The following is a 26478-nucleotide window of genomic DNA, read 5'->3' as shown; positions in this document are numbered from 1 at the left end:
GCGGCAGGTCCGGCTCGGCGTCGATGCCCACGGCGCGCACCCGGCCCGAGCGTGCCACCGCGGCCGCGCGGTACCCGGCGCAGTGCGTGATGCTGCCGACGATGCCGGCCGGCCATCCGGGGGCGCCCCGGACGCCACGCGGTACGGGGGCGGCGGGGGCGCCCAGCCGCTCCATGGCCCGGTGCGCGCAGTGCCGTCCCGTGACGAACTCCGCGCGGCGGAGCGGCCGCGCGGTGCGGATGCCGGCCGCCTCCTCGGGGTGCAGCGAGCCGTCCGGCGCGTCCCCCGCCGTCTCCCAGCACGCCACGTGCGGGGGCAGCAGGTCCTGGAGGGCCGGGCGCGCGGTCACCGGGTGCCCGCCGCCGCCACCTCCGGCGGCGGCACCACGGCCCGCTTGAGGATCTTCCCGGTCGCCCCCTTGGGCAGCTCGCCGGGGAACCAGATGACGCGGGGGTACTTGTACGGGGCCACGGCCGCGCGCACGTACTCCCGCAGCTCCTCCCCCGTCACCTCGGCGCCCGCCTTGAGCACCACGGCGGCGCCCACCTCCTCGCCGTACACCGGGTCGGGCACGCCGATCACGGCGGCCTCGGCGACGGCGGGGTGGGCGTAGAGCACCTCCTCCACCTCGCGCGGGTAGACGTTCATCCCGCCGCGCAGGATGACCTCCTTGGACCGGCCGACGATGCGGAAGCAGCCGTCCGCGTCCCGCGTCCCGAGGTCGCCGGTGCGCAGCCAGCCGTCGCCGATCGCACGGTCGGTCTCGGCCGGCTGCTTCCAGTACCCCTTCATGACGTTGTGGCCGCTGATCCGGATCTCGCCGACGGTGCCGTCGGGAACCTCGCGGCCGGCGCGGTCGGTGACCTTCATGCGCACGCCGTCGATGGGGTAGCCGATGGTGCCCGGCCTGCGTACCCGGTCGATGCGGTTGATGCAGGCCAGCGGCGAGGATTCGGAGAGTCCGTAGCCCTCCAGCACGGGGCAGTCGTAGGCCGACTCGAAGCCGTGCAGCACCTCGGCGGGCAGCGGCGCGCCGCCGCAGATGGCCACCCGCAGCGCGTCGGTGCCGCCCGTCCGTTCCGCGCCGAGCGCGAGCAGCAGGTTGTACATGGTGGGGACGGCGGCGAGCACGGTGACCCGGTCGCGTGCCATCACCTCGACCGCGCGGGCCGCGTCGAAGCGGGTCAGCAGGGTCAGCGAAGCGCCGCTCGCCACCGCGCAGTTGAGCCCGATGACCTGGCCGAAGGAGTGGAAGAGCGGCAGTCCGCCGAAGATGACGTCCGTGGGCCCGAGACCCAGCACACTGCCCGCTGCGGTCTCGGTGTTGCGGACGATGTTGGCGTGCGTCAGCTCCGCGCCCTTGGGGCTGCCCGTGGTGCCGGAGGTGTAGAGGATCACCGCGGTGTCGGAGTCGTCGCACGGCTCGGGGCGTTCCAGCGGTGCGGTGTCCGCCAGGAGCGCGCGGAAGGCGTCCGGTGCCACCTCGTGGAGGTCCGTGCCGTGGCGCCGCGCGGCCTCGGCCGCCGCTGCCGACCCGGCGTGCCAGGCCAGCAGCAGGGCCGCCTCGGCGTCCCGCAGGCAGTGGCCGATCTCGCCCGCCTTCAGGAGCGGGTTCACCGGGACGACGACGGCGCCCGCGCTGAGGATGCCGTAGTAGAGCACCGCGAACTCCGGCACGTTGGGCAGCATCAGCGCGACCCGGTCGCCGGGCCGTACGCCCCGCTCGCGCAGGAACCGCGCGGCACGCAGCGCCAGCGCGTACAGCTCGCCGTGGGTGAGCACCTGGTCGTCGAGCCGTACGGCCGGCCGGTCGTGGTGTGCGGCCGCGGCGCGGGCGAGCAGGCCGGCGATGCCGGGGACGGATTCGGTCACGAGACGGTCTCCTGTGCGGGGTCCGGAGCGGCGGGACGGTCAGCGGCGGCCACCGGGCGGGACACTTCGGCGGTCCATGCGGCGATCCGCTCGACCAGCCCGTCGTGGTGGCGCACCCAGCGGAAGTGGCCCGCCGGGTCGCCCTGCGCGGTGCGGGCCGCGAAGTGCCAGCGGGTGACGGCGGCGCCGCGCAGCTTGCCGCAGAGGTGGTCGACGGCGCGCGGCGGCGCGAGCAGGTCCCCCGCCACGTCCACGGCGAGCACCGGGAGCGTGACCCGGGCCAGCGCCGCTTCGTAGTCGAGGCGGGAGCCCTCCGCGCGGTAGCGGCCGGTGCGCACCTGCCGGGCCCAGTCGCGCATCAGCCGGGCGCCCTCCCGGGCGCCGAGGCCCAGCCGCGCGCCGGGCCAGTAGCCGAGCAGCCGCGCGGCGAGACCGCCGGCGAGGCCGGTGACCAGCCAGCGGGCCCGCTCGCGGGGCGCGAAGCAGCGGTACCAGGCGGAGCCCGAGGCGACCAGGACCACCCCGTCGGCCTCGGGCCCGTAGAGCCCGCAGTGCACCAGGGACAGCTGGCCGCCCAGGCTGTGCCCGAGGACGAACAGCGGTGCGGGCGCGGGGAATTCCTCGCGCACCGCACCCAGCACGGCCCCGATGTCGTGCTCGACGATCTCCCGGTAGCCGCAGGGCACCGAACGGGCCGCGACCGGGGTGCTCTCGCCGTGGCCTCGCAGGTCGCAGAGGGCCACCGTCATGCCCTGCCGGTGCAGGGCGCGGACGAGCGGCGCGTAGCTGCGGGCCGGGGTGCCCATCGCGGGGAACAGCACGATCACCGGCGCCCCGGCCCGGTCGGCACGCAGGCAGCGCACCGTCAGCCGCGTGCCGTCCGGTGCGGTGATCTCCCGCAGCAGCGGGAACCGTGGCCGCTTCACCGGGCCCCCAGGGGGTACGCACCGGACGGCACGCGGGCGGGCATCAGCGGCCGCCGTCCTGCTCGGGCGCGGAGCCCAGGACCAGCGCGGCGTTGTGCCCGCCGAAGCCGAACGAGGTGGACAGGCCGACCAGCCGGGACTTGTCCCCGGGCAGCTTCCTGGCCGTGACCACGTGGTCCAGCTCCCCCAGCTCCGGGTCGGGCGCGCGCAGCCCGGTCGTGGGCGGCGCGACGGCGTGCCGCAGCGCCTGGAGCACCACGATCGCCTCCACCGCGCCGGCCGCGCCGAGGAGGTGGCCGAGCGCGGACTTGCTGGAGGAGACGGGGATGCGCGGCAGCCGCTCCCCCAGCGCGTGGCGCAGCGCGGTCGCCTCGGCCTGGTCGTTCAGGCGGGTGCCGGTGCCGTGCGCGTTGATGTAGTCCACGTCGTCGGCGGTGACGCCCGCCGAGGCCAGCGCGCGGGTGATGGCCTGCGCGGCCGTGCGGCCCTCCGGGTCGGGCGCGGTGACGTGGTGGGCGTCGGAGGAGGCGCCGTAGCCCAGTACGGAACCGAGTGCCCGGGCGCCGCGCCGGGCCGCGTCGCCCGCGCGCTCCAGGACCAGCACGCCCGCGCCCTCGCCGAGCAGGAACCCGTCCCGGTCCCGGTCGAAGGGGACCGAGTCGCCGGTCGGGGACAGTGCCCTGGCGTTGCGGAAGGTGGCCTGGATGACGGGCGACGTGGACGCCTCGGTGCCGCCGGTCACCACCGCGTCCACCTCGCCCGTTGCCAGCATCCGCAGCGCCTGGCCGATGGACTGCGCGCCCGTGGTGCACGCCGAGGTCACGCAGAGCGATTCGCCGTGCAGGCCGTACCGGGTGGCGAGCTGCGCGGCCGCTGCGTTGGCCATCATGCGGGGCATCAGCAGCGGGGAGACCCCGTCCTCGGACTTGGCCTCGTACGCGGCGAGTTCGTTGGCGTAGCTGCCGGTGCCGCCCAGGCCGCAGCCGATGACGACGGCGATGCGGTCGGCCGGGTAGGGCAGTTCGCCCGGGGCCCAGCCGGCCTGCGCCAGGGCCTCGTCACCGGCCGCGAGCGCGAGCTGCGCCGCCCGGTCGGTGCGCCGTACGAGCTGGTGCGGGAGGGCCGCCGCCGGCCGGAACGCGGTGCAGTAGCCGATGCCGTCCAGCACGCCGGACTCGCCGGCGACGGCCCGCTCGTGCAGCACGTCGGCCCCGACGCCGAGGGGGGTGACCGCGCCGAGGCCGGTCACCACGCATTCCTCCCTCACGCGGTGCCGTCCTTGCGGGCGCACAGCTCCAGCACCTCGGCGATGCTCTCCAGCCCGTCGAAGTCCTTCGGGCGGACCGGGATGCCCAGTTCGAGCTTGATGGACTGGCACAGTTCGAGCAGGTCGAGCGAGTCGACCTCCAGGTCGTCCAGCATCGCGCCGGGGGTGATCGCCTCGCGGTCCACGCCGAGTCCGGCCAGCGCGTCGGTGACAAACTTCTCGATGGCCTCGCGGCCGACAGTCGTGGTCATGTACCCCGTCCGTTCTTCCGTCTCGTCCCGCCCGGTCAGCGCGCGGCGCCGGCCGCCGGCTCCTTGCGCAGCGGCGACCAGTACCACTGGCTCCAGTAGCGCTCGGCGATGTCGAGCCACATGCTCAGCTGGTCCTCGTCGTCCAGGAAGCGGTACGAGCTGACGAGCAGCCAGCTGTACACCGCCTGGCTGTCCCGGCAGCCGGTGCAGTCACCGGAGGTGCAGCAGAACTGCGGCGTCTTGTAGTCGGCGCCCCAGGCGTTGAAGCCGGGGATCACCGGGTTGCCGTTCCGCAGCCGCTCCGCGTGGTCGGGGTGGTCGACGCTGATCGCGGGGCACACGTCGTAGCCGAAGGTGCCGCCCCAGTGCGTCTTCCCGGTGATCAGCGTGCGGATGAAGTACGGGTGGCTGCGGACCGTCTCGGGGTAGAGCGCCTGCACCCGCAGCGCCTCGTCGAGGATGCGCTGCTCGTTCTGGATGCGCAGCGGCGTGTCCGTGCCGTGCTCGCTGTAGAAGTTGAAGGTGACGATGTTGCCGTTCTCGGCGATCTTCCGGACGGTGGGCTCGATGTGCTCCACGCCGGCCTCGGACAGCGCGAAGATGAACATCACCCGCGGGTCGTCCTTGTAGTGGCCGAGCGCGGTGTCGAACAGGCCGGTGAAGCGGCTGCCGTTGACGCGGATGGCCCGCAGGTCGTCGTCGAGCGGCCCGCCGCCGAAGATGCTCACGGCGACGGCGATGTTCTCGAAGCCCTGGCGCGGCATGGGCCGCAGGCCGTTGGTGGAGATCGTCACGTAGGGCAGGGCCTCGACGAAGGGCTCGATGCGCTTGGGCACCAGCGTCGGCTCGCCGCCGATGAGGGTGGCCTGGGTGACGCCCTCCTCCTTCAGCCGGCCGGCGAAGTCCCGGATCCGCCCGAGGTCGGTCTCCTCACGCACCGCGGTGTCGAAGCCGCCTTCGAAGTACCAGCAGCCCTGGCAGCGGATGTTGCAGTTGTTGGTCAGGTGCACCTCGCACGAGCGCACCAGGCGGTTCGCGCGGCGGATCCGCTGCAGGCGCTCGGCCAGGTCGGGCCGGCCGGCGAGGAGTTCGGCGATGCGGGCCTTGGCCTCGCGGCGGTCCAGGGGGCGGGGGGTGAGGGTGAGGGGAACAGTCATCGGGACGTCGCTCTCCTAGTGGCGGACGCGGGCGGACTACTGCGGTACGCGCAGGCCGAGACGGGTGACCCGCGGGATCACGCGCTCCCGCCACAGGTCCCGGGCCTCACCGTTGGTGGTCTTGCGCAGGCCGAAGCGGACGGCGAGCTTGGCGCGCTCGGAACGCGAGCTGCCGAAGATCTTCTCGAAGGTGGGCCAGAGCCGGTCCAGCGCCGTCTGCAGCTCCTCGCGGCCCTCCTCGGTCTCGGCGAGGTTGCGGCAGACCCGCGCACCGTGGGCGATGTGCACCTTCTCGTCGATGATGATGGTGCGGACGGCCTCGGCCCACGGCTTGTAGCTGCTCTCCGCGAACTCCTTGATCATCACCATCGCGGTCTCCTCGCCGATGTACGAGAAGATGCCGCGCTCCGCCCAGCTGGTGCAGGCGTGCAGCGTCTGGTCGGCGAAGAGGTTCCGCTCGGAGAGCGGCTGGGTCTCCATGTAGGTGGTGTCGACGCCCAGCGGGGCCAGGATCTTCTTGCCGAGCTTGTAGTGGTCGTACTCCTCGACCGCGCGCTCGGCGCAGACCTGGCGCTCCTCGGCGTTCGGCGCGAGCGGCAGGAAGACCTGGATGTAGTCGTCACCGCCGGACAGTTCGCCCTCGGTGTTGACGGTGATCTGCCGCAGCGCCACCTCCTGGTACTCCTGGGGCATCTTCAGGAACTCGTCCGGTGTGCGGACCACTACGGCTTCGTCGTCGAACGGGGCGAAACCCACGTCGGGCTCCTTCGGGAGTGGTGTTCGGGCAGTGCCGGGGCCGGGCCGCGAGGCCGCTCCCAGCGCGCTCACCACTCTCTTTGCACCGTCCGGCGGAGGCAATTGGCCTTTGGTACAGGCGCATTCACCGCGTTCATGACACGTCGCGGACGCGGCCGGCGGCGTGCGGTGCGGCGGTACCGTTGCCGGCATGACCGAGACCTGGGAGCCCGCCGGGGCGGGCGTGCTGCGGCTGCCGTCCGGGCGGCTGGTGCGCGGACGGGGACTGCGGCGGCCGCTGCCGGCCGGCCCGTCCCCCGCGTACGGCGTCTATCTGCTCGGCGAGCGGCCGCCGGAGACGGCGTGGGAGTCGCGGTGGCTGCGCTGGCCCGACTTCCGGCTGCCCGCCGACCGCGCCGAGGCCCGGGCGGTGTTCGGCGAGGCGTGGGAGCGGGCCGCCGCCGAGCGGGTCGAGTTCGCCTGTGCCGGGGGCCGCGGCCGGACGGGCACGGCACTGGCCTGCCTCGCCGTGCTGGACGGCATCCCGGCCGACCGGGCGGTGGAGTTCGTCCGGCACCACTACGACCGGCGGGCCGTGGAGACGCCGTGGCAGCGGCGGTACGTACGCCGCTTCGCCGGCTGAGGGCGCGCCCGCCGGTCATGGGGGGCGGCGCGCCGGTACGCCGGGCTCAGGCCGAGGGCGCGCCCTCCCGCAGCCGGCGGCGCGCCCGGCTCAGGGCGCCAGCCGCTCCACGAGGAGCAGTGCGCCGATCAGGATCATGGCGGCGCCCGAGACGCGGGTGACCGCGCGGGCGACGGTGGGCCGGGCGCGCAGCACGGTGCGGGCCAGCACCCCGACGCCCGTGTAGACCGCACCGCAGTTGGCCATGTGGACCAGGCCCAGCACGGCGATCTGGGCCGCGAGCGGCCAGCCGCTGCCGCTGTCGTGCGCGGCGGCGAACTGCGGCAGCAGCGCGATGTAGAGCAGCAACGCCTTGGGGTTGAGGCCGCTGATGCCGGCGCCCTTCAGGATCCGCGCGCCGGGCGCGGCACCGGCGGGCGCGGCGGCCGGATCCGCCGCCGGGTCGGCAGCGGCGGGTGCCGCGGGGCGGGCCAGGGTCGTGATCCCGAGCCAGATCAGGTACAGCGAGCCGAGCACGGTCAGCGCGGTGAGCACCGCGGGGTTGGCGGCGACCACGGCCGCGACGCCGGCGACGACCACGAGCGTGAGCCCCACGTAGCCGAGCATCAGGCCGCCGACCGCCGGGAGGACGGACCGGTCGCGCAGGCCCGCGGTGATGGCGTACGCCCAGTCCGCGCCCGGGACGAGGACGAGCAGGACGGACACGGCCCAGAAGGCGGCTATGGAGCTGGCAGCCATGAAGTGGTACTCGCTGGTTCTCTCTGTTCCGGGGGACAGAGAGGGAGATTAGTCACAAGATCGCGGGAAGTGTTTCCCTCCAGTGTCGCTGCGAGCAGCGAGAGTGGAAGAATCTTTCCCATGGACGACTTGGACCGGACGATTCTTGCCGAGCTGCAGGAGGACGGCCGTCTCACGGTCACGGAGCTGGCGGCGCGGGTCGGGCTCAGCCTCTCGCCGTGCCACCGCCGGCTGCGCGAGCTGGAGCGCAGCGGCGCGATCCGCGGCTACCGCGCGGTCGTGGACGCGGAGGCCGTCGGGCTGAGTTTCGAGGCGCTGGTCTTCGTCACCATGCGCCAGGAGGACCGCGGCACCGTCTCCGCCTTCGAGGAGGCCGTCGCGGACATCCCCCAGGTGCTCCAGGCGCAGCGGCTCTTCGGCGACCCCGACTACCTGCTGCGCATCGTCAGCGCCGACCTGCCCGCCTTCCAGCGGCTCTACGACGAGAAGCTGGCCACCCTGCCGGGCGTGCAGCGGCTCAGCTCCACCCTGGTGATGAAGCACGTGGTGCACGAGCGGCCGCTCCCGGCATGAGGCGGCCGCACGGCCCGGGGACCGGGGGCCGTGCGGCCGTACGGGAGACGGGGGCTCAGCCGGCCGTTTCGTCCCCCGTCGGGAGCGGCGGCTCGGCGTCGATCCTGGCCAGCTCCTCGTCGGTGAGCAGCCGGGACCGGATGAGGAAGCGGACCCCCTCGGGTGCCTCCAGCGAGAAGCCGCTGCCCCGGCCCGGCACCACGTCGACGGTGAGGTGGGTGTGGCGCCAGTAGGTGAACTGGTCGGCGCTCATCCAGAACGGCACGTCGTCGGCGACGTGGCCGAGGAGGACGTCGGCAGCGCCGACCCTGAACTCACCCCGCGGGTAGCACATCGGTGCGCTCCCGTCGCAGCAGCCGCCGGACTGGTGGAACATCACCGGGCCGTGCGTCTCCGTCAGCCGGGCCACCAGTTCCGCGGCGGCCGGCGTCAGTTCGACGCGCCGGGTGCGGGTACCCATCAGAAGAACCCGAGCTTCTTCGCGGAGTAGCTGACCAGCAGGTTCTTGGTCTGCTGGTAGTGGTCGAGCATCATCTTGTGGTTCTCCCGGCCGATGCCGGAGTTCTTGTAGCCGCCGAACGCCGCGTGTGCGGGGTAGGCGTGGTAGCAGTTGGTCCACACCCGGCCCGCCTTGATCTCGCGGCCCATGCGGTACGCGGTGTTGCCGTCCCGGGTCCACACGCCGGCGCCCAGGCCGTAGAGCGTGTCGTTGGCGATCTTCAGGGCCTCGTCGACCGAGTCGTACGTGGTCACCGAGACGACCGGGCCGAAGATCTCCTCCTGGAAGATCCGCATGTCGTTGGTGCCGCGGAAGATCGTCGGCTCGATGTAGTAGCCGCCCTCGTAGCCCTCGACGGTCCGGGCGGCACCGCCGGTGACCAGCTCGGCGCCCTCCTTCTTGCCGATGTCGATGTAGGAGAGGATCTTCTCGAACTGGTCGTTGCTGGCCTGCGCGCCGATCATGGTCGCCGGGTCCAGCGGGCTCCCGCTGGTGATGGCCTTGGTGCGCTCGACGCAGCGGGCCATGAACTCGTCGTAGATCGAGGAGTGGATCAGCGCGCGGGACGGGCAGGTGCACACCTCGCCCTGGTTCAGCGCGAACATCACGAAGCCCTCGACGGCCTTGTCCAGGAAGTCGTCGTCGGCGGCCATGACGTCCGGCAGGAAGATGTTCGGGCTCTTGCCGCCCAGCTCCAGCGTGACGGGGATGATGTTCTCGCTGGCGTACTGCATGATCAGACGGCCCGTGGTGGTCTCGCCGGTGAAGGCGACCTTGGCGATCCGCGGGCTGGAGGCGAGCGGCTTGCCGGCCTCCACGCCGAAGCCGTTGACGACGTTGACCACGCCCGGCGGCAGCAGGTCGGCGATCAGGTCCATGAGGACCAGGATGCTGGCCGGAGTCTGCTCGGCGGGCTTGATGACCACGCAGTTGCCGGCCGCGAGCGCGGGCGCCAGCTTCCAGGTGGCCATCAGCAGCGGGAAGTTCCACGGGATGATCTGGCCGACCACGCCCAGCGGCTCGTGGAAGTGGTACGCGACGGTGTCGGCGTCGATCTCGGAGATCGAGCCCCCCTGGCCGCGTACGGCGCCCGCGAAGTAGCGGAAGTGGTCCACGGCCAGCGGCAGGTCGGCGGCGAGCGTCTCGCGGACCGGCTTGCCGTTCTCCCAGGTCTCGGCGACCGCGAGCTTCTCCAGGTTCTCCTCGATGCGATCGGCGATCTTGTTGAGGAGGTTGGCGCGCTCGGTCGTGGAGGTGCGGCTCCACTTCGGCGCGGCCGCGTGCGCGGCGTCCAGCGCGAGGTCGACGTCGGCCGCGGTGGACCGGGCGACCTGGGTGAACGTGCGGCCGTCCACCGGGGAGGGGTTGTCGAAGTACTGGCCCTTCACGGGGGCGACCCAGTCGCCGCCGATGAAGTTGTCGTAGCGCTGCTTGAAACTGACGACGCTGCCATCGCTGCCGGGCTGCGCGTACACCATTGTGCGCTCCTCAGGAGTACCGGTTCGTACGGGGTGCGGCACACCCTCACCCCGTGAGGTTGGCGAAAGGTTGGCGTCACCTCCCGTGGCCGGCCGGGCCCGCGTACGGCGGTCCTTCAGTCGCGCAGCGCGGTGCTCAGCCGGCCCGCCGCGAGGGCGCGGCGGGGGTCGCCGGGCGGCAGGACGCGCAGCGCGTGTTCATGGACCTCGGCGTCGTGCGGGGCGCGCGCCCCGTAGCCGAGCGCGTGTTCCGGGACGCGGCTGGCGAGGACGGCCTCGCGGACCGCGACCTCCAGGTGCTCCCGCCAGGCCACGATGCCCGGCGCCTCGGAGTGCGGCAGCAGCGGGCCCTTGTAGCGGGCGAGCGCGCCGTCCGTGTCCCCCGCCGCCAGCGCCCGCAGCACCGCGACGGCGTCGCAGTCGACCGGGGTGGTCAGCGCGTACCTGCGGGTCGCGACCCCGCCGCCGAGGGCGCGCCGCAGGTGGGAGACCTCCGCCTTGAAGGTGGAGGCGGTCACCGGGCGTTCGCCGTACAGCGCGTCCCGCAGCCGCTCGGGCGCGTACCCCTCCGGCTCCAGCGCCAGCAGCGTCAGGATCTCCAGCTGGCGGGGGCGCAGCCGCAGCCGGGCGCCGCCCCGGACGGCCTCCTCGGCCCCCAGGCAGGTCAGCCGGACGCCGGGCGTGCCGGTCGCCGTCCCGGTACCGCTGCCGCCCGCCGTTCCTGTACCGGTAGCGGACGCCGTACCGTTCCGCCGCCGGTCGCCGAGGTCGGCGCGGAGCCGGGTCTCGATGGTGGAGACCAGGGTGCGGACGGTGGACATGGCGAGCGGGTGCGAGCGGTCCCAGGTGGTGGAGAGGTCCAGTACGCCGAGGATGCGGCCGTCGGGCGCGTGGATCGGGGCGCAGTAGCAGGCCCAGCCGTGCAGGGCCGCGACCAGGTGCTCGGCGGAGAAGACGGCGTTGGGCCGGCCGGTGCGCAGCGCGAGGGAGAGCGCGTTGGTGCCCATGGCCTGCTCGTCCCAGCGGCCGCCGGGCGCGAAGTTGACCCGCTCGGCGCGCCGCCGCATGACGCGGCCGCCGCAGGTCCACAGGAGGGTGCCGGACTCGTCGGTGACGCCGGCGACGAACCCGGCGTCGTCGGCGATGCTGTTCAGCTCGTCGGCGAGGTCGATGACCGGGCGCCGCAGCGGCGAGTCGGCCCACCGGGGGCGCACCTCGCCGCCGTCCGTCACCGGGGCGCTGACGGCACCGGGGTCCACGCTCCCCAGCGAGCGGACCCAGGAGTCGGCCACCTCCCGGCGCAACGGCGCCGCACCGGCCGGCACCCGCCGGGCCGCGCGCAGCTCCGGCACCCAGCGGGCCCATTCGCTCTCCAGCGCGGCTCTGCGCTGCCGGAGGTCACTCCGCACTGATGACATGGACGTCCCGAACCTTGTCGTCTCCAGCAGGGTCAACCAATAATCGTCCCCCGGAAACCCGCGGATCGCACCTGTCCGGACGGACAGGTCGTCCCCGTCCCGGAGGACGGTATTGCGCCCACCCCCGCCGCCCGTAGCGTTGTGCGCATGTGACAGGGGTGTTATTGATCGGTGAACCGTAAAAATACTGCGCTCCGCGCACGGAGCACAGACCCCCATTTCAGGAGGGTGCATGCCGCTGTCGGACGGCGCCGTGCGGGCCGGCGGTACGCAAGCGGCCCCCGCGCAACTGGCCAAGTTCCACGCACCCGAAGTGGTGTTCGGGCCGGGCTCGCTGGCGGAGCTGGGCCACTGCGCGCTGCGCGTCGGCGGCCGCCGCCCGTTCCTCGTCACCGATCCGGGCCTGATCGAAGCGGGCTGGGTGGACGAGGCGGTCGGCCATCTGCGGCAGGTGGGGCTGCGCCCCGTGGTCTGGCACGAGCTGACGCCGAACCCGAAGGACCACGAGGTGGAGGCCGGTTTCCAGCGGTACGCGGAGAGCGGCAGCGACGTGATCATCGCGCTCGGCGGCGGGTCGTGCATCGACGCGGCGAAGGGCGTGGCGATCCTGGCCAGCAACGGCGGCCGCATCCTGGACTTCGAGGGCGTCGACCTGGTGGGGCTGCCGATCCCGCCGACCGTGATGGTGCCGTCCACGTCCGGTACGGGCGCGGACGTCTCGCAGTTCGCGGTGATCACCGACACCGCGGAGCAGGTCAAGATCACGATCATCAGCCGGACGCTGGTACCGGAGATCTCGCTGATCGACCCGCGGCTGCTGACCACCATGCCGGACTGGCTGAACGCCGCGACCGGGCTGGACGCCCTCACGCACGCCATCGAGTCGTTCGTCTCGCGGGCCCACAACCCGCTCACCGACAACCTCGCGCTGCACGCGGTGGAGCTGATCACCGGCCATCTGCGCGGCACGCAGACGCGGCCCAAGGAGGTCAGCCCGCGGCTGGCGATGGCACAGGGCTCGCTGGAGGCGGGCATGGCCTTCACCAACGCCATCCTGGGCGCGACGCACGCCATGAGCCACCAGGTCGGCGGCCTGCTGGACGCGCCGCACGGCGTGGTCAACGGGGTACTGCTGCCGCACGTGATCCGCTTCAACGCGGCGGTCCGGCCGGACCGTTTCGTCGCGCTCGCTGCGGCCGCCGGGCTGCCCACCGACGGCGTACCGCCGGAGGAGGCCGCGCTGGCGCTGGCCGAACGGGTCAGGACGCTCGCGGACGACGTGGGCGTGCCGAAGGGCCTGGCCAGCCTCGGCGTCGCGGAGACCGACCTGCCCCGGCTGGCCCGCACCACGCTCAAGGACGCGTGCCTGGCCACCAACCCGCGGGACGCCGGGGCGCAGGACATCGAAGCGCTGTTCCGGGCGGCGCTGTGAGGCGGGCCCGATGAACGCCGCGGGGCAGGGACCGGTGGCCGGCACGGATCTGGGCGCGCTCACCGGGCTGCGCTCGGGCAAGCGGTCCTTCTACCCGGCGTACGTGCGCTCCACCGAGCGCCTGGAGCGGGCCGTGGAGGCGCTGGACGGGATCTCGCGCGCGCTGGTCCGCTCGGCCGAGGGACCGCGCGCGCTGGTCGAGGCGGTGGTGCGGGCGGCGGCCGAGCACCTGCGGGCGCGCCGGCTGCTGCTGGCGGTGGCGGACGGCGCGCTGCGCGCGGCCCGCCCCCGCTTCCTGCTGCTCGCCGACGACGTGCTGATCGACGACGAGACGCGGCTCCCGGCCGATGTGCGCGCCCACTTGACGGTACTGCGGACCCGGCCGTGGGAGGCGGAGTCGGCGGACGGCGGCGACGGCTGGGTGCGGGCGCCGATGACGCTGGACGACGAGCCGGTGGGCGGGATCGCGGCGCAGCCCGGCAGCGGCCTGGAGGTCGCCGACACCGACCTGGCGATCCTGCGCGTGCTGGCGAACCAGGCGGCCGTCGCGCTGCACAACTCCTACCTCTTCCACTCGGCGACCCGGCTGCGCGGCCGTACCGAACAGCTCTCCGAGGCGGCGGCGCGGCAGGCCAGGGACCTCGCGGCACGCAGCGCCGAGCTGGCCGAGACGCAGGCCCGGCTGGTCGAGGCGATGCAGCGGCAGGCGCTGGACGACGAGCGGCACCGCATCGCGCGCGAACTGCACGACAGCGTCACGCAGTACGTGCTCAGCGCGGGCATGACGATGGAGGTGTGCCGGGCCGAACTGGCGGCCATGGGCGACCCCGTCGCGGAGATCGCCGGCCGGCTCGCGGCCGCCAAGGACCTCAACCGGCAGGCCGTTGAGCGGCTGCGGGCCGCCATCTACGCGCTGCACCACACCGCCGACGAACCGCCCGGCCCGCTCCCGGTCATGCTGGAACGCCTGTCCTCGGTGCACCTCCAGTCCGACCTGGAGGTACGAGTACGGGTCGCGGGCAGTCCCGTGCCGCTGCCGCCGCGTGCCGAGCAGTCGCTGCTGCGGCTGGCGGGCGAGGCGCTGTTCAACGCGGGGGCGCACGGCGGCGCCGGCCGGGCCGTCGTCCGCCTGGCGTACCGCCCGGACACGGTCGTGCTGAGCGTGTCCGACGACGGTACGGGCGAGCCGGCGCAGCTGCGGCGGGCGCTGCGGCTGTGCCGCGCCGCCGATCTGTCGGGCCGCCACCGCGGGCTGGCCAACATGCTGGCCAGGGCCGAGGAGCTGGGCGGCTCCCTGTCCATCCGGCGGGCGCGGCTGGGCGGCATCCAGCTGCGGGTGGAGATCCCGCTGCCGGTCCCCACCGATCCGGAGGCTTCCGATGACCACTGAGGCTTCGACCACCACGGGACAGGGCGCGTCCGGCGCGCCGGAGACCACCGCCCGGGTGCGGGTCGTCCTCGTCGACGACCACGCGATCGTCCGGCAGGGGCTGCGGTCCATCCTGGAGCGGGAACCGGACCTGGAGATCGTCGGGGAGGCCAGTACGGCGGCGGAGGCCACCGCGGTCGTCGGGCGCGCCCGGCCCGACATCGTGCTGCTGGACCTGAAGCTGTCCACCGGCGCCGACGCGGAGGGCCTGGAGCTGTGCGCGCGGCTCACCGAACGCCATCCAGGGCTCGCGGTCCTCGTGCTGACCACCTTCCTCGACGACGCGCTGGTCGTGGGCGCCATCCAGCACGGCGCACGCGGCTACGTGGTCAAGGACGTGGACACCACCGAACTGCTGCGCTCCATCCGGGCCGTGGCACGCAACGAGAGCGCCTTCGACTCCCGTTCGGCGGCCGCGATGGTGCGCTCGCTGCGGCCGCCGGCCGACCGGCCGGTCTTCACCGAGCGCGAACTGCGCGTGCTGGAACTGCTCGCCAAGGGCCTGAGCAACCGTGACATCGGCGGCCGGCTCTACATCTCCGAGACCACGGTGAAGTTCCACGTCCGCAACATCATGCGGAAGCTGGACGCGGCCAGCCGGGCCGAGGCGGTGTACGAGGCGAGCAAGATGGGCGTGATCTGACGGGCCGTCCGGACCGGGCGGGGCACGCCCGGTCCGGTGCCTCACTCCGCGTCGAGCACCAGCCAGCCGCCGTGGAAGTCGGTGACCGTGAAGGGGCGCCCGGCGGCGCGGCCGAGCGCGGTCAGCCGGCCCCGGTCGAAGCAGCGGACGTGCCCGTACGCCGCGGTCGGCTCGTCCTCGTACGGCACCGCGACCACCACCCGGCGCCGGGCCAGCCGGAGGGCCTCGGTGACCACCGCGGCACCGTGCCGTGCGTCGAGGTGTTCCAGCAGGTGGATGGCGGTGACGGTGTCCACGGAGCGGTCCGGGAGCGGTACCCGGGCCGCGTCGCAGGTGAGCGTCTTCAGGGACGTGCCGCGGGCGTCGGCGACCGCTTCGAGCAGCCGCATCGTGCCGGGTGACACGTCGGAGGCGAGGACGGTGCGGTCCGGCTCGCGGGCCAGCAGCAGCGCGAGGAAGCCGAAGCAGGCGCCGAGGTCCAGGACGGTGCCGCGCCGCACCAGGTCCAGGGTACGGCGGTAGACCGGCGCGAACCCGGCGATCGAGGAGTGGCCGGCGGGCGACGGGCCCCGCCAGCAGGCGCGGATGCGGGTCAGCGTGTTGTCGTAGAAGCGGACCCAGGCGGGGACCGGGCCGTCCACGCAGGAGCGCACCACGCCGGTGAACACCCGCTCGAAGACGTCCGGGCCGGACAGCCAGCCGGGCGCGAACAGCTCCTCCGCGAGCAGCCCGGCCAGGTCGTTGTCGAGCACCGCCGGGGTGATGCGGTGGGCCACCTCGATCCGGTGGGCACGGCGGCGCAGGCAGAAGTGCGCGGTCCGCACGACCGGCGGGTCCGGGGCACTGCTGTCCGCGTACGTGCCCTCGCGGACCACGCTGACCAGGTGGTCGGCGTAGTGCCCCGGCCGGTGCGGGGCGAGCGGGTCGATGGCGGTGGCGGCGAGCCGCAGCCGGTCGGACGCGGTCACCGGCCGGTCACCTCCGCCGAGATCCGGTCCGCCGTGCGCCGCAGCCCGGCGAGGTCGCCGACGACGTGGACGCGGTCGCAGTACTCGGCGTACCGCGGCAGGTCGCACGCGCCCAGGCCCCAGGAGTAGCGGGGCTCGGGGGTGAGCCAGAGGGTGCGGCGGACGCGGCGGGCCAGCTCGGCGAAGGCGCCGGTGCCGGGGTCGTTGCCGTTGCCGCGGCCGTCGCCGAGGACGAGGAAGGTGGTACGGCGGTTGAAGGCGCCGCCGTGGTCGTGCAGCAGCGCGTCGAAGGCGCGGCCGTAGTCGGAGTTGGCGTCGGTGTCGAGCAGGCCGCCGGCCGGCAGGCCGTCGAAGACCAGGCCGAGCGCGCGCTCCAGCGGGTGCTCGGCGAACAGCTCGGTGATCTCGGTCGGTTCGTCGACGAAGGCGAACGTGCGCACCTGCGCGAAGAGCGACTGCAGGCCGTGCACCAGGTGCAGGGTGAAGCGCGCGGTGGACCGCACGGAGAGCGATACGTCGGTGAGGACGACGAGCCGGGGCTTGTCCTCGGCGCGGGTGACGGTGACCGGGCGGAACGGCACGCCGTCGTACCGCATGTTGCGGCGCATCGTGCGGCCCGGGTGCACCCGGCCGCGCGGGGTGTTGCGCTTGCGGCTGGTGAGCGCGCCGGTCAGGGAGCGCGCCACCCGGTGCAGCGCCTCCTCCAGACCGGCCCGTTCGTCCTCGTCGACGCGCTCGGCACGGGCCCGTTCGGCGATCCGCTTCTCCACCGCGGCCGTCTCCAGTTCGGCGAGCCGGTCCAGGTGGCGTTTGAGGAGTTCGGGGAGGTTGTCGAGGGTGCCGGCGAGGCGGCGGCGCAGCGCGTCCAGCGCCTCCCGGTCCAGCTCGTCGGCGTCCTCGCCGCCGGCGAGCCACCCGAGGAGGGCGTCCTGCTGGGCCACGGACAGTTCGGTGTCGATGCGGTGGCCGGTCGCGGCGGCCAGCTCGCCGGGGACGCCGGCGCCGTGCAGCCGCTCGGTCTCCAGCTGCACGGAGGGCACGTCGTCCCCGCCGGCGCCCGCGCCGTCCTGGGACAGCACGATCTCGTCGGTCATCGACGCCAGGTCGATCTTGTTGGCCTCCTGGTGGAGGTTGTACTGCTCGGCCAGGTCCCGCTGGTCGAAGTAGTCCCGGATGTCGGCCGGCTTGCCGTGGCTGTGGCCCTGCTCGGGGGTGGGCGAGGGCTCCTCGGAGACGGTGAAGGATTCCAGCGCGCCGGTGTCGGTGAGGTCGTCGTGCTCATGGGTGTGGCCGTGCCCGTCGTCCCGGCCGGCCACCGGGCGCAGCGAGAAGAACGCGGTGAACAGCTCGTCGAACACCGGGTCGTCCCGCCGGTCCTTCACCAGCGACAGCCGCAGCGCCTCGCGCAGCGTCTCCCGGTCGGCCAGCACGCCGGGCTGGGCCGCGCAGCGCATCGCGTCCACCGCCTCCGACACCGACACCCGCAGGCCGAACAGGCGGAGGATGCGTACGAACCGGTGCAGGGCGCTCTCCACGTCACCGCCCCCTCATGCCTTGCGGCGGGTGAGCGCGGAGAACGCGCGGGCGCCCTGGCCGGACCCGGTGGCGGGCGCGGGCGCGGGGCCCGCGGGGGCCGGGCCGCGGCTGCCGCTGTCATTGCCGCTGCCGGGCGCATCGTGGTGGTGCCCGTGGTCGTGGCCGTGCTGGTGCCCGTGCCCGTGGTGGTGGCCGTGCGGTGCGGGCAGCTCCGCGTTCGGGTCGACGAGGCGGGGCAGCACCTCCAGCGCCCGGTCCATGTCGCGCTCGTACTTCAGGACCACGTTCGCGGTCTCGGCGAGCACCTCGGCGTCCAGCTCCTCGACGCCCAGCACGGCGAGGGTGCGGGCCCAGTCGACGGTCTCGGAGATGCTGGGGCTCTTGCGCAGGTCCAGCTCGCGCAGCCCGCGCACCACGTCCACCAGCCGGCGCACCGCGGCCTCCGGCAGCCCGGTCTCCTTGGACCGCAGGATGGCCAGCTCCCGGTCCGCTTCCGGGTAGTCCAGGAAGAGGTGCAGGCAGCGGCGCTTGAGCGCGGCGGACAGGTCGCGGGTGTTGTTGGAGGTGAGCACGACGTACGGCGGGACCTTCGCGGTGTACGTACCGATCTCCGGGACCGAGACCTGGAACTCCGCCAGGCACTCCAGCAGCACCGCCTCCAGCGCCTCGTCCGCGCGGTCCACCTCGTCGATCAGCAGCACGGCGGGCTGTTCGCCGCGGATGGCGTCCAGCAGCGGGCGCGGGGCGAGGAAGCGGTCGGAGAAGAAGACGCTGTCCTGGCCGCCGATGCGCCGCACCGCGCTCGCCAGGTCGGGCGCGTCGGCGGTGATGTCGCCGATCTTGTCGCGCAGCATCTGGGTGTAGAGCAGCTGCTTGCCGTAGTCCCACTCGTACAGCGCCTTGCTCTCGTCCTGGCCCTCGTAGCACTGCAGGCGGAGCAGGCGGCGGCCGGTGGCCGCGGCGAGGGTCTTGGCCAGCTCGGTCTTGCCGACGCCGGCCGGGCCCTCCAGCAGCACCGGCTTGTCCAGCCGGGCGAGCAGGAAGACCGTCGTGGCCAGCCGGCGGTCGGCGAGGTAGCCGTGCGCGGCGAACCGCTCGGTCACCTCCTCGACCGAGGCGAAGGCGGGGGCGGTGGCGTCGGTGGTGTCGTCGTTGGCGGTGCGTTCAGTGGCGTCGGTGGTGGCGGGTGTTGCGGGCACGGCTCCTCCGTCCGTCCGGGGGCGGGCGGGACCGGCGTGCGGCCGGCCCCGCCCGACGCGGCTGTGGTCAGCTGAGCAGGTCGTCCAGGTCGCCGGTCATGCAGTGCTCGACGACCGGGCGGACGGTGTCGAAGGTGCACTCCTTGGCGTTGCCCGGGGTGCAGGCGTCGCCGAGGACGTGCCGGGTGATGCGGTCCACGTCGGCGGCGTCCCCGCTGATCACGGACGCCTTCTCGTAGTACGCGGTGGGCCCCTGGCCCAGCCGGTTCTTGGAGTACGTGTCCTGCTTGACGTCCACGAACCGCTCGGGGATGCCGACGTCGCGCAGCAGCCGGATCCCGGCCGCCAGCGCCGCCTCGGCGGCCTGCACCTTGGTCATGCCGTGCGTGTCCACGCCCATCGCCTCGGCGATGTCGGCGAACCGCTCGTAGTGCGCCGGCATGTTGAACGCCCACACCCGGGGCAGCGCGATGGCGTTGTTGAGCCCGTGGTGGGTGTCGTAGAAGGCGCTGACGGCGTGCGAGATGGAGTGGATGATGCCCAGGCCGCCGGAGTTGAAGGCCTGCGCCGCGATGTACTGCGCGTACATCATCCCCTCGCGCCCGGCCAGGTCCTGGCCGTTCCAGACCGCCTGCCGCAGGCTCTTCGCGGTCAGCTTGATGGCGTGCAGCGCGTTGCCCAGCGAGGGCTGGAAGTCCAGCCGGGAGACGTACGGCTCGGAGGCGTGCGCGAGGACGTCGAAGCCGCACTGGGCGGTGTAGTCCAGCGGGCAGTCGTAGTACAGCGTCGGGTCGTCGATCGCGAGGGTGGCGACGGAGGCGTCGTCGAACGCCACGTACTTGTGCGGGTTCTCCGGGTCGGTCGTGGTGTCGGTGATGACGTACGCCCAGGAGGTCTCCGAGCCGGTGCCGGCGGTGGTGGAGACCGCGATGTGCGGCGGGTTCTTGGGGTTCTCGGACTTGTTGAAGCCCTCGAACTCGTTGACGCTGCGGCCGTCGTGGGCCACCGAGATCCGCGCGCCCTTGCAGGCGTCGTGCGAGGAGCCGCCGCCGATCGAGACGAAGGAGTCGCACGTGTTCTGCTGGTACAGCGCCACGGCGTCCATGACGTTGTAGTCCTTGGGGTTGGACTCGACCTGGTCGTACACCACGACCTCCAGGCCGTGGTACTTCATCGACTCCACGATCTTGTGCACGGTGTCGCTGCCGCGCAGCCCCGTGGTCATCACCAGCACGCGCCGGAAGCCCAGCTTCTTCGCCTCGGGACCGATCAGCTCATGGGCGCCGGGGCCCAGCAGCGCCCGGGGGAACGGGTGGAACTCCTTGATCGGGAACGGCTTGAGAAGTTCGTCGACCTGCATGGGGACACGTTTCCTCTCCGCGGTGGGGAGCTCGGACGGGCCGAACGTAGGCGGCCCGCTTCCCGCCGTGGAAGCGGTGCGGGGGCGATCCCGGCCGACCGGTGAGCCGTACGGCACGGACGCAGGGCGCGGGCCCCGTCCGAACGGAGGGGGCGACGGCGGCCGAAGGCACGGCGAGCCGGGACGGGCCGCGGACCTAGCGTCGTTCCAGGAGCCCGCCGGCCCGGCTACCGGGCCCCCGCCGGCCCTCCGGCTCCCCTGTTCCGAACCCTTCCGAACCTTCCGAACCGTTCCGAGAGGACCTGTCATGCACGAGGACGCCCGTACCACCGAGCCCGTCACCGCCGCCGAGTCCGCCGCGCCGGAGGACGGCATCGTCGAAGAAGTGCTCGTCGAGGAGGTCTCCATCGACGGCATGTGCGGCGTCTACTAGGCCCCGCCGTGCACTCCCCGTTCGACGCCGGACGGCCCTACCGGCTGAACCCGAGTGTCGCGCTGCGCCCCGAGCCGTTCGGGGCGCTGGCGTACCACTTCGGCAACCGGCGGCTGTCCTTCCTGAAGGCACCCGAACTCGTCGAGCTCGTCACCGGGCTCGACCGGCACCCCAGCGTGACCGAGGCGCTGTCCCGCGTGCCCCGGGCGCGGCGCACCGCCTTCCTGCGTGCCCTCGCCTCGCTGGCCGCCGCCGACATGATCATCCCGCTGTGATGCGGACGAGAAGCGGAAGAGGAGTCCGGTGATGACCACCCTCTGCGAAGCCCCGCACGACACCCCGCACGACGGGCCGGTCCCGGCCCTGGTCGAGCAGTTCAAGGGCGGCCTGCACGCCCCGATCTGCCTGACCTGGGAGTGGACCTACGCGTGCAACCTGTCCTGCGCCCACTGCCTGTCCTCCTCGGGCCGGCGGGACCCGATGGAGCTGACCACCGACGAGATCAAGTCGGTGATCCGGGAGCTGCAGCGGATGCAGGTGTTCTACGTCAACGTCGGCGGCGGCGAGCCGACCGTACGCCCGGACTTCTGGGAACTGCTGGACTACGCGATCGCGCACCAGGTGGGCGTGAAGTTCTCCACCAACGGGCTGCGGCTGACGAAGGAGCGCGCCGAGCGGCTGGCCGCCACCGACTACGTCGACGTGCAGATCTCCCTGGACGGTGCGACGCGCGAGGTCAACGACGCGGTGCGCGGGCCCGGTTCGTACGACATGGCGGTGCGCGCGATGGAGAACCTGGCGGCCGCCGGCTTCGCCGATTTCAAGATCTCCGTGGTGATGACGCGTCAGAACACCGCGCAGCTCGACGACTTCGCCGCGCTCGCCGACCGGTACGGCGCCCAGCTGCGGCTCACCCGGCTGCGCCCCTCGGGCCGCGGCGCCGACGTGTGGGACGAGCTGCACCCCACGGACGCGCAGCAGCGCGAGCTGTACCACTGGCTGGTCGCCAACGGCGAGAAGGTGCTGACCGGCGACTCCTTCTTCCACCTCAACGCGCTCGGATCGACGCCGATCCCAGGCCTGAACCTGTGCGGCGCGGGCCGGGTGGTCTGCCTGATCGATCCGGTGGGTGACGTGTACGCCTGCCCGTTCGCCATCCATGACGCCTTCAAGGCGGGGAACGTCCGCGCGCCCGGCGGCTTCGACGCGGTGTGGCGCGACTCGGAGCTGTTCGCGCGGCTGCGCGGCGAGCAGGCGGCCGGCGCGTGCACGTCCTGCTCGGCGTTCGACGTCTGCCAGGGCGGCTGCATGGCCGCGAAGTTCTTCACCGGGCTGCCGCTGGACGGCCCGGACCCGGAGTGCGTCAAAGGCCACGGCGCCGCCGCGCTGGCCGCCGTCGACCGGCAGGCCCTGCCGCCGCAGGGCAAGGACCACTCGCACCGTACGAGCCCGGCGCCGCGCCCCGTGTCCCTGGGCATGCCCGCGCTGCGGGTCGCCCGGCCGGACCGCTTCTGCGACGAGAGCCCGCTGGCCGGCCTGGACCCGCGGTGAGCCGTCACCACGCCCCGCGACCGGACAGAGACGACGAGAGAGGAAGATCATGAGCGGTTGGTTCGAGACCGTGACGGAGGCGCAGCGCAGGGCCCGGAAGCGGCTGCCGAAGTCCGTCTACAGCGCCCTGCTGGCCGGTTCCGAGAAGGGCGTCTCCTACGACGACAACACCGCGGCCTTCGCGCAGCTCGGGTTCGCGCCGCACGTCGCCGGGCTGTCGGCCAAGCGGGAGATGACGACCACGGTCCTGGGCCAGCAGATAGCCCTGCCGGTGGTCATCTCCCCTACCGGGGTGCAGGCGGTGCACCCCGACGGCGAGGTGGCCGTGGCCCGCGCGGCCGCGGCCCGCGGCACGGCGATGGGACTCAGCTCCTTCGCCGGCAAGCCGCTGCGGGACGTCGTCGCGGCCAACCCGCAGACGTTCTTCCAGATGTACTGGATGGGCACCCGGGACGCCATGCTCCGGCGGATGGACCACGCCCGCGAGGCCGGGGCCAAGGCGCTGATCGTCACGCTCGACTGGTCCTTCTCGCACGGCCGGGACTGGGGCAGCCCGAAGATCCCCGAGCGGCTGGACCTCAAGGCCATGGCGCGGTTCGCGCCGGAGGCGCTGGCACGCCCGCGCTGGCTGCGCGACTTCGTCAAATCCCGCAGCCTGCCCGACCTGACGACGCCCAACCTCACCGAGCCGGGGCAGGAAGCACCCACGTTCTTCGGCGCGTACGGCGAGTGGATGCAGACCCCGCCGCCCTCCTGGGAGGACGTGCGCTGGCTGCGCGCGCAGTGGGACGGGCCGTTCCTCCTCAAGGGCATCTGCCGGGTGGACGACGCGCGGCGCGCGGTGGACGCCGGGGTCAGCGCGATCTCCGTGACCAACCACGGCGGCAACAACCTCGACGGCACCCCGGCCCCCATCCGCGTGCTGCCGGCCATCGCGGACGCGGTGGGCGACCAGGTCGAGGTACTGCTGGACAGCGGTGTCCGGCGGGGCGGCGACGTGGTCAAGGCGCTGGCGCTCGGCGCGAGGGCCGTGATGATCGGCCGCGCCTACCTGTGGGGCCTGGCCGCGAACGGCCAGGCGGGGGTGGAGAACGTGCTCGACATCCTGCGCGGCGGCATCGACTCGGCGCTGCTGGGCCTCGGCCGCGCCTCCGTCCACGAGCTGACCCGCGACGACGTGGTGGTCCCGCCCGGCTTCACCCGCACCCTGGGCGCGGTCTGAGATGCCGGCCGAGCACGCGCCGACGCACCTCGCCGACCTGGCCTGGCCGGACCTCACGGACCGCGGGCCGCTGGTCCTCCTCCCCCTGGGCTCCTGCGAGCAGCACGGCCCGCACCTGCCGCTGGACACCGACGCCGCGGTGGCGGGCGCCGTCGCCGCACGGGCCGCCGCGCGGCTCGCGGCGGCGGACGGCCCGCCGGACCCGGCCGGCGTCGTGCTCGCGCCGGTGCAGCCGTACGGCGCGAGCGGCGAGCACGAAGGCTTCCCCGGCACGGTCTCCCTCGGGCAGGCCGCGCTGGAACTGCTCGTCGTGGAGCTGGGGCGCTCGCTGCTGCGCTGGGCGAGGCGGCTGCTGGTGGTGAACGGCCACGGCGGCAACGTCGAGGCGCTGTCCCGCGCGGTGGCGCTGCTGCGGTACGAGGGCCGGGACGCCGCCTGGTGGCCGTGCGTGCCGCCGGGCTCCGACGCGCACGCCGGGCGCGCCGAGACGTCGATGATGCTGCGGCTGCGCCCGGAGGCGGTGCGTACGGGCCGTGCGGCCGCCGGCTGCACCGACCCGATCGAGCGGCTGCTGCCGCGGCTGAGGGCGAGTTCCGTCCGTACGGTCAGCCCGTCGGGCGTCCTCGGCGACCCGGCCGGCGCGCACGCGGCGGAGGGCGAACGGCTGCTCGCCGGGATGGCCGGGCGGCTGGCCGCCGACGCCGCCGGCTGGCGGGTGGGCGAGGACGGCCGGCTGGGCGCGGCGGTGCCGGAGGCGGCGCGATGAGCGGGCCAGAGCAGCGGGTGGCCGTGGTCACCGGAGCGGCGCGGGGCATCGGCGCCGCGGTCGTCCGCCGGCTGGCGGGCGAGGGCTGGGCGGTGGTCGCCGTCGACGCCTGCGCGGACGACCCCGGCGTCCCCTACGCCCTGGCAGCGCCGGATCAACTGGCCGCGTTGGAAGCCGAGTTCACGGACGTCCGCACCGTACGGGCCGATGTGCGCGACACCGGAGCGCTGCACCGCGCCGTGGCCCTGGCCGAGCGGGAGTTCGGCGGGCTGGACGCCGCGGTGGCGGCCGCCGCGGTGATCCTGGGAGGCGGCCCGGTCTGGGAACAGCCCGAAGCGGACTGGCGCACGCTCTTCGACGTGGACGTCACCGGCGTACTGAACCTGGCGCGCGCCGCCGTGCCCGCGCTGCTCCGCAGGCCGGAGCCGCGGCACGGCAGGTTCGTCGCGCTCGCCTCGGCGGCCGCGCACCGCGGACTGTGGGGACTGGGCGGCTACTGCGCTGCCAAGCACGCCGTACTGGGCCTGGTCCGCGGCCTCGCCTGCGACCTGCGGGACACCGGGGTCAACGCGGTCGCGGTCTCCCCCGGCTCCACCGACACCGCCATGCTGCGCGCCACCGCCGCCCTCTACGGCCTCGGTGACACCGCCGAACTCGCCAGGAGCCAGCTGGTCGGGCGGGTGCTGGCGCCGGAGGAAGTGGCCATCGTCGTCGCGTGGGCCTGCGCCCGCGAGGCCGGCGCGGTCACCGGGTCCGTGCTGCACGCGGACGGCGGGTTCACCGGATGAGCGGCACGCCCATGCCCCTGCCCGGCCCGTGGGACACCCGGCTGCCCGTCGGCTTCACCGTCGAACTCGCCGCCGACGCGCACCGGTCGCGCGACGGGCGGCTGCTGCTCGGCGGCGCGCTGCCCCGGCTGCTCCGGCTCGGGCCGACGGCCGCGCGGCTGCTCGACGGCGGCCGGTTCACGGTGACCGGCCGGACCTCGGCGGCGCTCGCCCGGCGGCTGCTGGACATCGGCGCGGTGCATCCGCGGCCCCCCGTGGCTCCGGGAGACGGTGGCGTCCGTACCACCGTCGTCGTGCCCGCCCGGGACCGGGCAGACCTGGTGGAGGGCTTGCTCGCCCGGCTGCGGGACGACCCGAAGACCGCGGAGCTGCCGGTGCTGGTCGTCGACGACGGCTCGCGCGATCCGGCTGCGCTGGCGCGGGCGGCGGCCCGGCACGGCGCCACCCTGCTCCGGCATCCCCGCAACCTCGGCCCCGCCGCCGCGCGCAACACCGGGCTGCGGCACGCGGCCACCCCGTACGTCGCGTTCCTCGACTCCGACGTGGCGCCCCGGCCGGGCTGGCTGGCGCCCCTGCTGGCCCAGTTCGCCGACCCCGCGGTGGCGCTCGCCGCGCCCCGGATCGTCGCCGCGCCCGCCCCTGCGGGCCGGCGCGGCGTGCTGGACCGCTACGAGGCGGTCCGCTCGCCGCTGGACATGGGCCCGCGGGAAGGGCCCGTCGTGCCACTGTCGGCGCTCGCGTACGTGCCGAGCGCGACGCTCGTCGTCCGGCGGGCCGCGCTCGGCGCCGGCTTCGATCCCCGGCTCCGCGTGGCCGAGGACGTGGACCTGTGCATGCGGCTGTACGAGGCGGGCTGGCGGCTGCGGTACGTGCCCGGAGCCACCGTGGGCCACCACCACCGCACCGGACTGCGCGACTGGCTCGGCCAGCGTGCCGGATACGGCACCGGCGCCGCCGAACTGGCCCTGCGGCACCCCGGACAGGTGCCGCCCCTGCACGCCGCGCCCTGGTCGGTGGCGGCCTGCGCGCTGCTGCTGCGCGGGCGCCCGCTGCCGGCCGCCGCCGCCGTCACGCTGGCCGGGGTGACCGCGGTACGGCTGGCCCGCCGGATGCCGGACGCGGACACCCCGGTACGGGCTGCCGCGCTGCTCACGCTCGCCGGACTGCGCGGCACCGCCGAGCAGTTGCTGCGCTGCGCGACCCGGCACCACTGGCCGCTGGCGCTGGCGGCCGGCGCCGCGAGCCGCCGGGCCCGCCGGCTGCTGCTCGCCGCCGCGCTCGCCGAGGGCCTGCTCGACCACCGGCGCGCCGCCTCCGGCCTCGGCCCGCTGACGCACACGGCCGTCCGCCGCCTGGACGACCTCGCGTACGGCTGGGGCGTGTGGCACGGTGCGCTGCGCCGCCGGACGGCGGGCCCGCTGCTGCCGCGGATCGTACGGACCGCAACGCCGGTCCGGCCTGCCGCCGCGACCCCGCGCCCGCGGACCCCGCGCCCCGCTCACCAACCTTCCGCCAACCTCCCCGCGCCACATTGAGCACACCCCCCGCTCGCCTGAGCGCCCCCTCTCTGTCCGACGCCCGCCCGGAGGCTCCC

General features: G+C 74.1%; 27 protein-coding genes. 12 read left to right on the top strand and 15 right to left on the bottom strand.

What is annotated here, in order from left to right:
• From C3486_RS38585 to C3486_RS22805, 7 genes are all read right to left on the bottom strand, one after another.
• The coding region (locus tag C3486_RS38585; RefSeq protein ID WP_374936907.1) for a 4'-phosphopantetheinyl transferase at positions 1–349 on the bottom strand (349 nt) is incomplete at its 3' end.
• Positions 346–1872 carry a long-chain fatty acid--CoA ligase gene (locus C3486_RS22830; protein WP_103834624.1) on the bottom strand — a complete coding sequence of 509 codons (1527 nt, stop codon included), beginning with the start codon at positions 1870–1872 and terminating at the stop codon, positions 346–348. The genes C3486_RS22830 and C3486_RS38585, both read right to left, overlap by 4 nt.
• A complete protein-coding gene (locus tag C3486_RS22825) occupies positions 1869–2798 on the bottom strand; it encodes an alpha/beta fold hydrolase (protein WP_103834623.1) in 930 nt (309 codons plus the stop codon). Before C3486_RS22825 ends, C3486_RS22830 begins: the two co-directional genes overlap by 4 nt.
• 43 nt (positions 2799–2841) lie before the next feature.
• The gene (locus tag C3486_RS22820; RefSeq protein ID WP_258052948.1) at positions 2842–4065 is read right to left on the bottom strand and encodes a beta-ketoacyl synthase; all 1224 of its coding nucleotides are present in this window, start codon (positions 4063–4065) and stop codon (positions 2842–2844) included.
• Complete coding sequence (locus C3486_RS22815) at positions 4062–4316, bottom strand: acyl carrier protein (protein ID WP_103834626.1); 255 nt, start codon at positions 4314–4316, stop codon at positions 4062–4064. Before C3486_RS22815 ends, C3486_RS22820 begins: the two co-directional genes overlap by 4 nt.
• Positions 4317–4351: 35 nt before the next feature.
• Positions 4352–5473 (bottom strand): radical SAM protein, encoded by a 1122-nt coding sequence (locus C3486_RS22810; protein WP_103834621.1) that lies wholly within the window; start codon positions 5471–5473, stop codon positions 4352–4354.
• Positions 5474–5509: 36 nt separating this feature from the next.
• Positions 5510–6229, bottom strand: a complete 720-nt coding sequence (locus C3486_RS22805; RefSeq protein ID WP_258052947.1) for a Phenylacetic acid catabolic protein — start codon at positions 6227–6229, stop codon at positions 5510–5512.
• Positions 6230–6419: 190 nt separating this feature from the next.
• On the opposite strand from C3486_RS22805, the gene C3486_RS22800 reads away from it, so the two are divergent.
• Positions 6420–6851 carry a protein phosphatase gene (locus C3486_RS22800; protein WP_103834620.1) on the top strand — a complete coding sequence of 144 codons (432 nt, stop codon included), beginning with the start codon at positions 6420–6422 and terminating at the stop codon, positions 6849–6851.
• A 90-nt stretch (positions 6852–6941) separates the two neighbouring features.
• On the opposite strand, the gene C3486_RS22795 is transcribed toward C3486_RS22800, so the two are convergent.
• Entirely contained in the window at positions 6942–7589 is a 648-nt protein-coding gene (locus C3486_RS22795; RefSeq protein WP_103834619.1) for a LysE family translocator, read from the bottom strand.
• A 120-nt stretch (positions 7590–7709) separates the two neighbouring features.
• Here C3486_RS22795 and C3486_RS22790 point away from each other — a divergent pair, with 120 nt between their 5' ends.
• Positions 7710–8162 (top strand): Lrp/AsnC family transcriptional regulator, encoded by a 453-nt coding sequence (locus tag C3486_RS22790; RefSeq protein ID WP_103834618.1) that lies wholly within the window; start codon positions 7710–7712, stop codon positions 8160–8162.
• A 55-nt stretch (positions 8163–8217) separates the two neighbouring features.
• Here C3486_RS22790 and C3486_RS22785 read toward each other — a convergent pair whose 3' ends face one another.
• The 3 genes from C3486_RS22785 to C3486_RS22775 all read right to left on the bottom strand — a co-directional run bounded on the left by C3486_RS22785 (position 8218) and on the right by C3486_RS22775 (position 11557).
• Positions 8218–8622 (bottom strand): DUF779 domain-containing protein, encoded by a 405-nt coding sequence (locus tag C3486_RS22785; protein ID WP_103834617.1) that lies wholly within the window; start codon positions 8620–8622, stop codon positions 8218–8220.
• Positions 8622–10139: an aldehyde dehydrogenase gene (adh, locus tag C3486_RS22780; RefSeq protein WP_103834616.1), complete on the bottom strand. Its 1518-nt coding sequence runs from the start codon at positions 10137–10139 to the stop codon at positions 8622–8624. The genes C3486_RS22785 and adh overlap by 1 nt, the downstream gene beginning before the upstream one ends.
• Before the next feature lie 116 nt (positions 10140–10255).
• Complete coding sequence (locus C3486_RS22775) at positions 10256–11557, bottom strand: helix-turn-helix domain-containing protein (protein ID WP_103834615.1); 1302 nt, start codon at positions 11555–11557, stop codon at positions 10256–10258.
• Positions 11558–11789: 232 nt separating this feature from the next.
• Between C3486_RS22775 and C3486_RS22770 the strand changes: the two genes are divergently transcribed.
• From C3486_RS22770 to C3486_RS22760, 3 genes are read left to right on the top strand one after another with little or no spacing between them, the layout of a single operon-like run.
• Complete coding sequence (locus C3486_RS22770; protein ID WP_103834614.1) at positions 11790–12989, top strand: iron-containing alcohol dehydrogenase; 1200 nt, start codon at positions 11790–11792, stop codon at positions 12987–12989.
• A 10-nt stretch (positions 12990–12999) separates the two neighbouring features.
• Positions 13000–14379: a sensor histidine kinase gene (locus C3486_RS22765; RefSeq protein ID WP_103834613.1), complete on the top strand. Its 1380-nt coding sequence runs from the start codon at positions 13000–13002 to the stop codon at positions 14377–14379.
• Positions 14369–15061: a response regulator transcription factor gene (locus C3486_RS22760; protein WP_103834612.1), complete on the top strand. Its 693-nt coding sequence runs from the start codon at positions 14369–14371 to the stop codon at positions 15059–15061. The genes C3486_RS22765 and C3486_RS22760 overlap by 11 nt, the downstream gene beginning before the upstream one ends.
• Positions 15062–15102: 41 nt before the next feature.
• Here C3486_RS22760 and mftM read toward each other — a convergent pair whose 3' ends face one another.
• The 4 genes from mftM to mdo form a co-directional block, all read right to left on the bottom strand.
• The gene (gene mftM / locus C3486_RS22755) at positions 15103–16029 is read right to left on the bottom strand and encodes a mycofactocin oligosaccharide methyltransferase MftM (protein WP_103834611.1); all 927 of its coding nucleotides are present in this window, start codon (positions 16027–16029) and stop codon (positions 15103–15105) included.
• On the bottom strand, positions 16026–17564 hold the full coding sequence (locus C3486_RS22750; protein ID WP_103834610.1) for a VWA domain-containing protein: 1539 nt from the start codon (positions 17562–17564) through the stop codon (positions 16026–16028). Before C3486_RS22750 ends, mftM begins: the two co-directional genes overlap by 4 nt.
• 12 nt (positions 17565–17576) lie before the next feature.
• On the bottom strand, positions 17577–18764 hold the full coding sequence (locus tag C3486_RS22745; RefSeq protein ID WP_103834609.1) for a MoxR family ATPase: 1188 nt from the start codon (positions 18762–18764) through the stop codon (positions 17577–17579).
• Between the two features lie 67 nt (positions 18765–18831).
• A complete protein-coding gene (gene mdo / locus C3486_RS22740) occupies positions 18832–20124 on the bottom strand; it encodes an NDMA-dependent methanol dehydrogenase (RefSeq protein ID WP_103834608.1) in 1293 nt (430 codons plus the stop codon).
• Between the two features lie 307 nt (positions 20125–20431).
• Here mdo and mftA point away from each other — a divergent pair, with 307 nt between their 5' ends.
• From mftA to mftF, 7 genes are read left to right on the top strand one after another with little or no spacing between them, the layout of a single operon-like run.
• Entirely contained in the window at positions 20432–20557 is a 126-nt protein-coding gene (mftA, locus tag C3486_RS22735) for a mycofactocin precursor MftA (RefSeq protein ID WP_103834607.1), read from the top strand.
• An 8-nt stretch (positions 20558–20565) separates the two neighbouring features.
• Complete coding sequence (gene mftB / locus C3486_RS22730; protein ID WP_103834606.1) at positions 20566–20832, top strand: mycofactocin biosynthesis chaperone MftB; 267 nt, start codon at positions 20566–20568, stop codon at positions 20830–20832.
• Between the two features lie 31 nt (positions 20833–20863).
• Positions 20864–22108, top strand: coding sequence for a mycofactocin radical SAM maturase (gene mftC / locus C3486_RS22725; RefSeq protein WP_103834605.1), 1245 nt, complete (start codon positions 20864–20866; stop codon positions 22106–22108).
• Between the two features lie 49 nt (positions 22109–22157).
• Complete coding sequence (gene mftD / locus C3486_RS22720) at positions 22158–23330, top strand: pre-mycofactocin synthase MftD (RefSeq protein WP_103834604.1); 1173 nt, start codon at positions 22158–22160, stop codon at positions 23328–23330.
• Position 23331: 1 nt separating this feature from the next.
• A complete protein-coding gene (mftE, locus tag C3486_RS22715; RefSeq protein ID WP_103834603.1) occupies positions 23332–24096 on the top strand; it encodes a mycofactocin biosynthesis peptidyl-dipeptidase MftE in 765 nt (254 codons plus the stop codon).
• The gene (locus C3486_RS22710; RefSeq protein WP_103834602.1) at positions 24093–24884 is read left to right on the top strand and encodes a mycofactocin-coupled SDR family oxidoreductase; all 792 of its coding nucleotides are present in this window, start codon (positions 24093–24095) and stop codon (positions 24882–24884) included. Before mftE ends, C3486_RS22710 begins: the two co-directional genes overlap by 4 nt.
• Positions 24881–26419: a mycofactocin biosynthesis glycosyltransferase MftF gene (gene mftF / locus C3486_RS22705; protein WP_103834601.1), complete on the top strand. Its 1539-nt coding sequence runs from the start codon at positions 24881–24883 to the stop codon at positions 26417–26419. Before C3486_RS22710 ends, mftF begins: the two co-directional genes overlap by 4 nt.
• Positions 26420–26478 lie beyond the last annotated feature (59 nt).

It is taken from the genome of Streptomyces sp. Ru73 (assembly GCF_002920575.1).
Taxonomy (GTDB): Bacteria; Actinomycetota; Actinomycetes; order Streptomycetales; family Streptomycetaceae; genus Streptomyces.
Note: the sequence above shows the minus strand (reverse complement) of the source record. Positions and strands in the feature narration are given on the sequence as shown.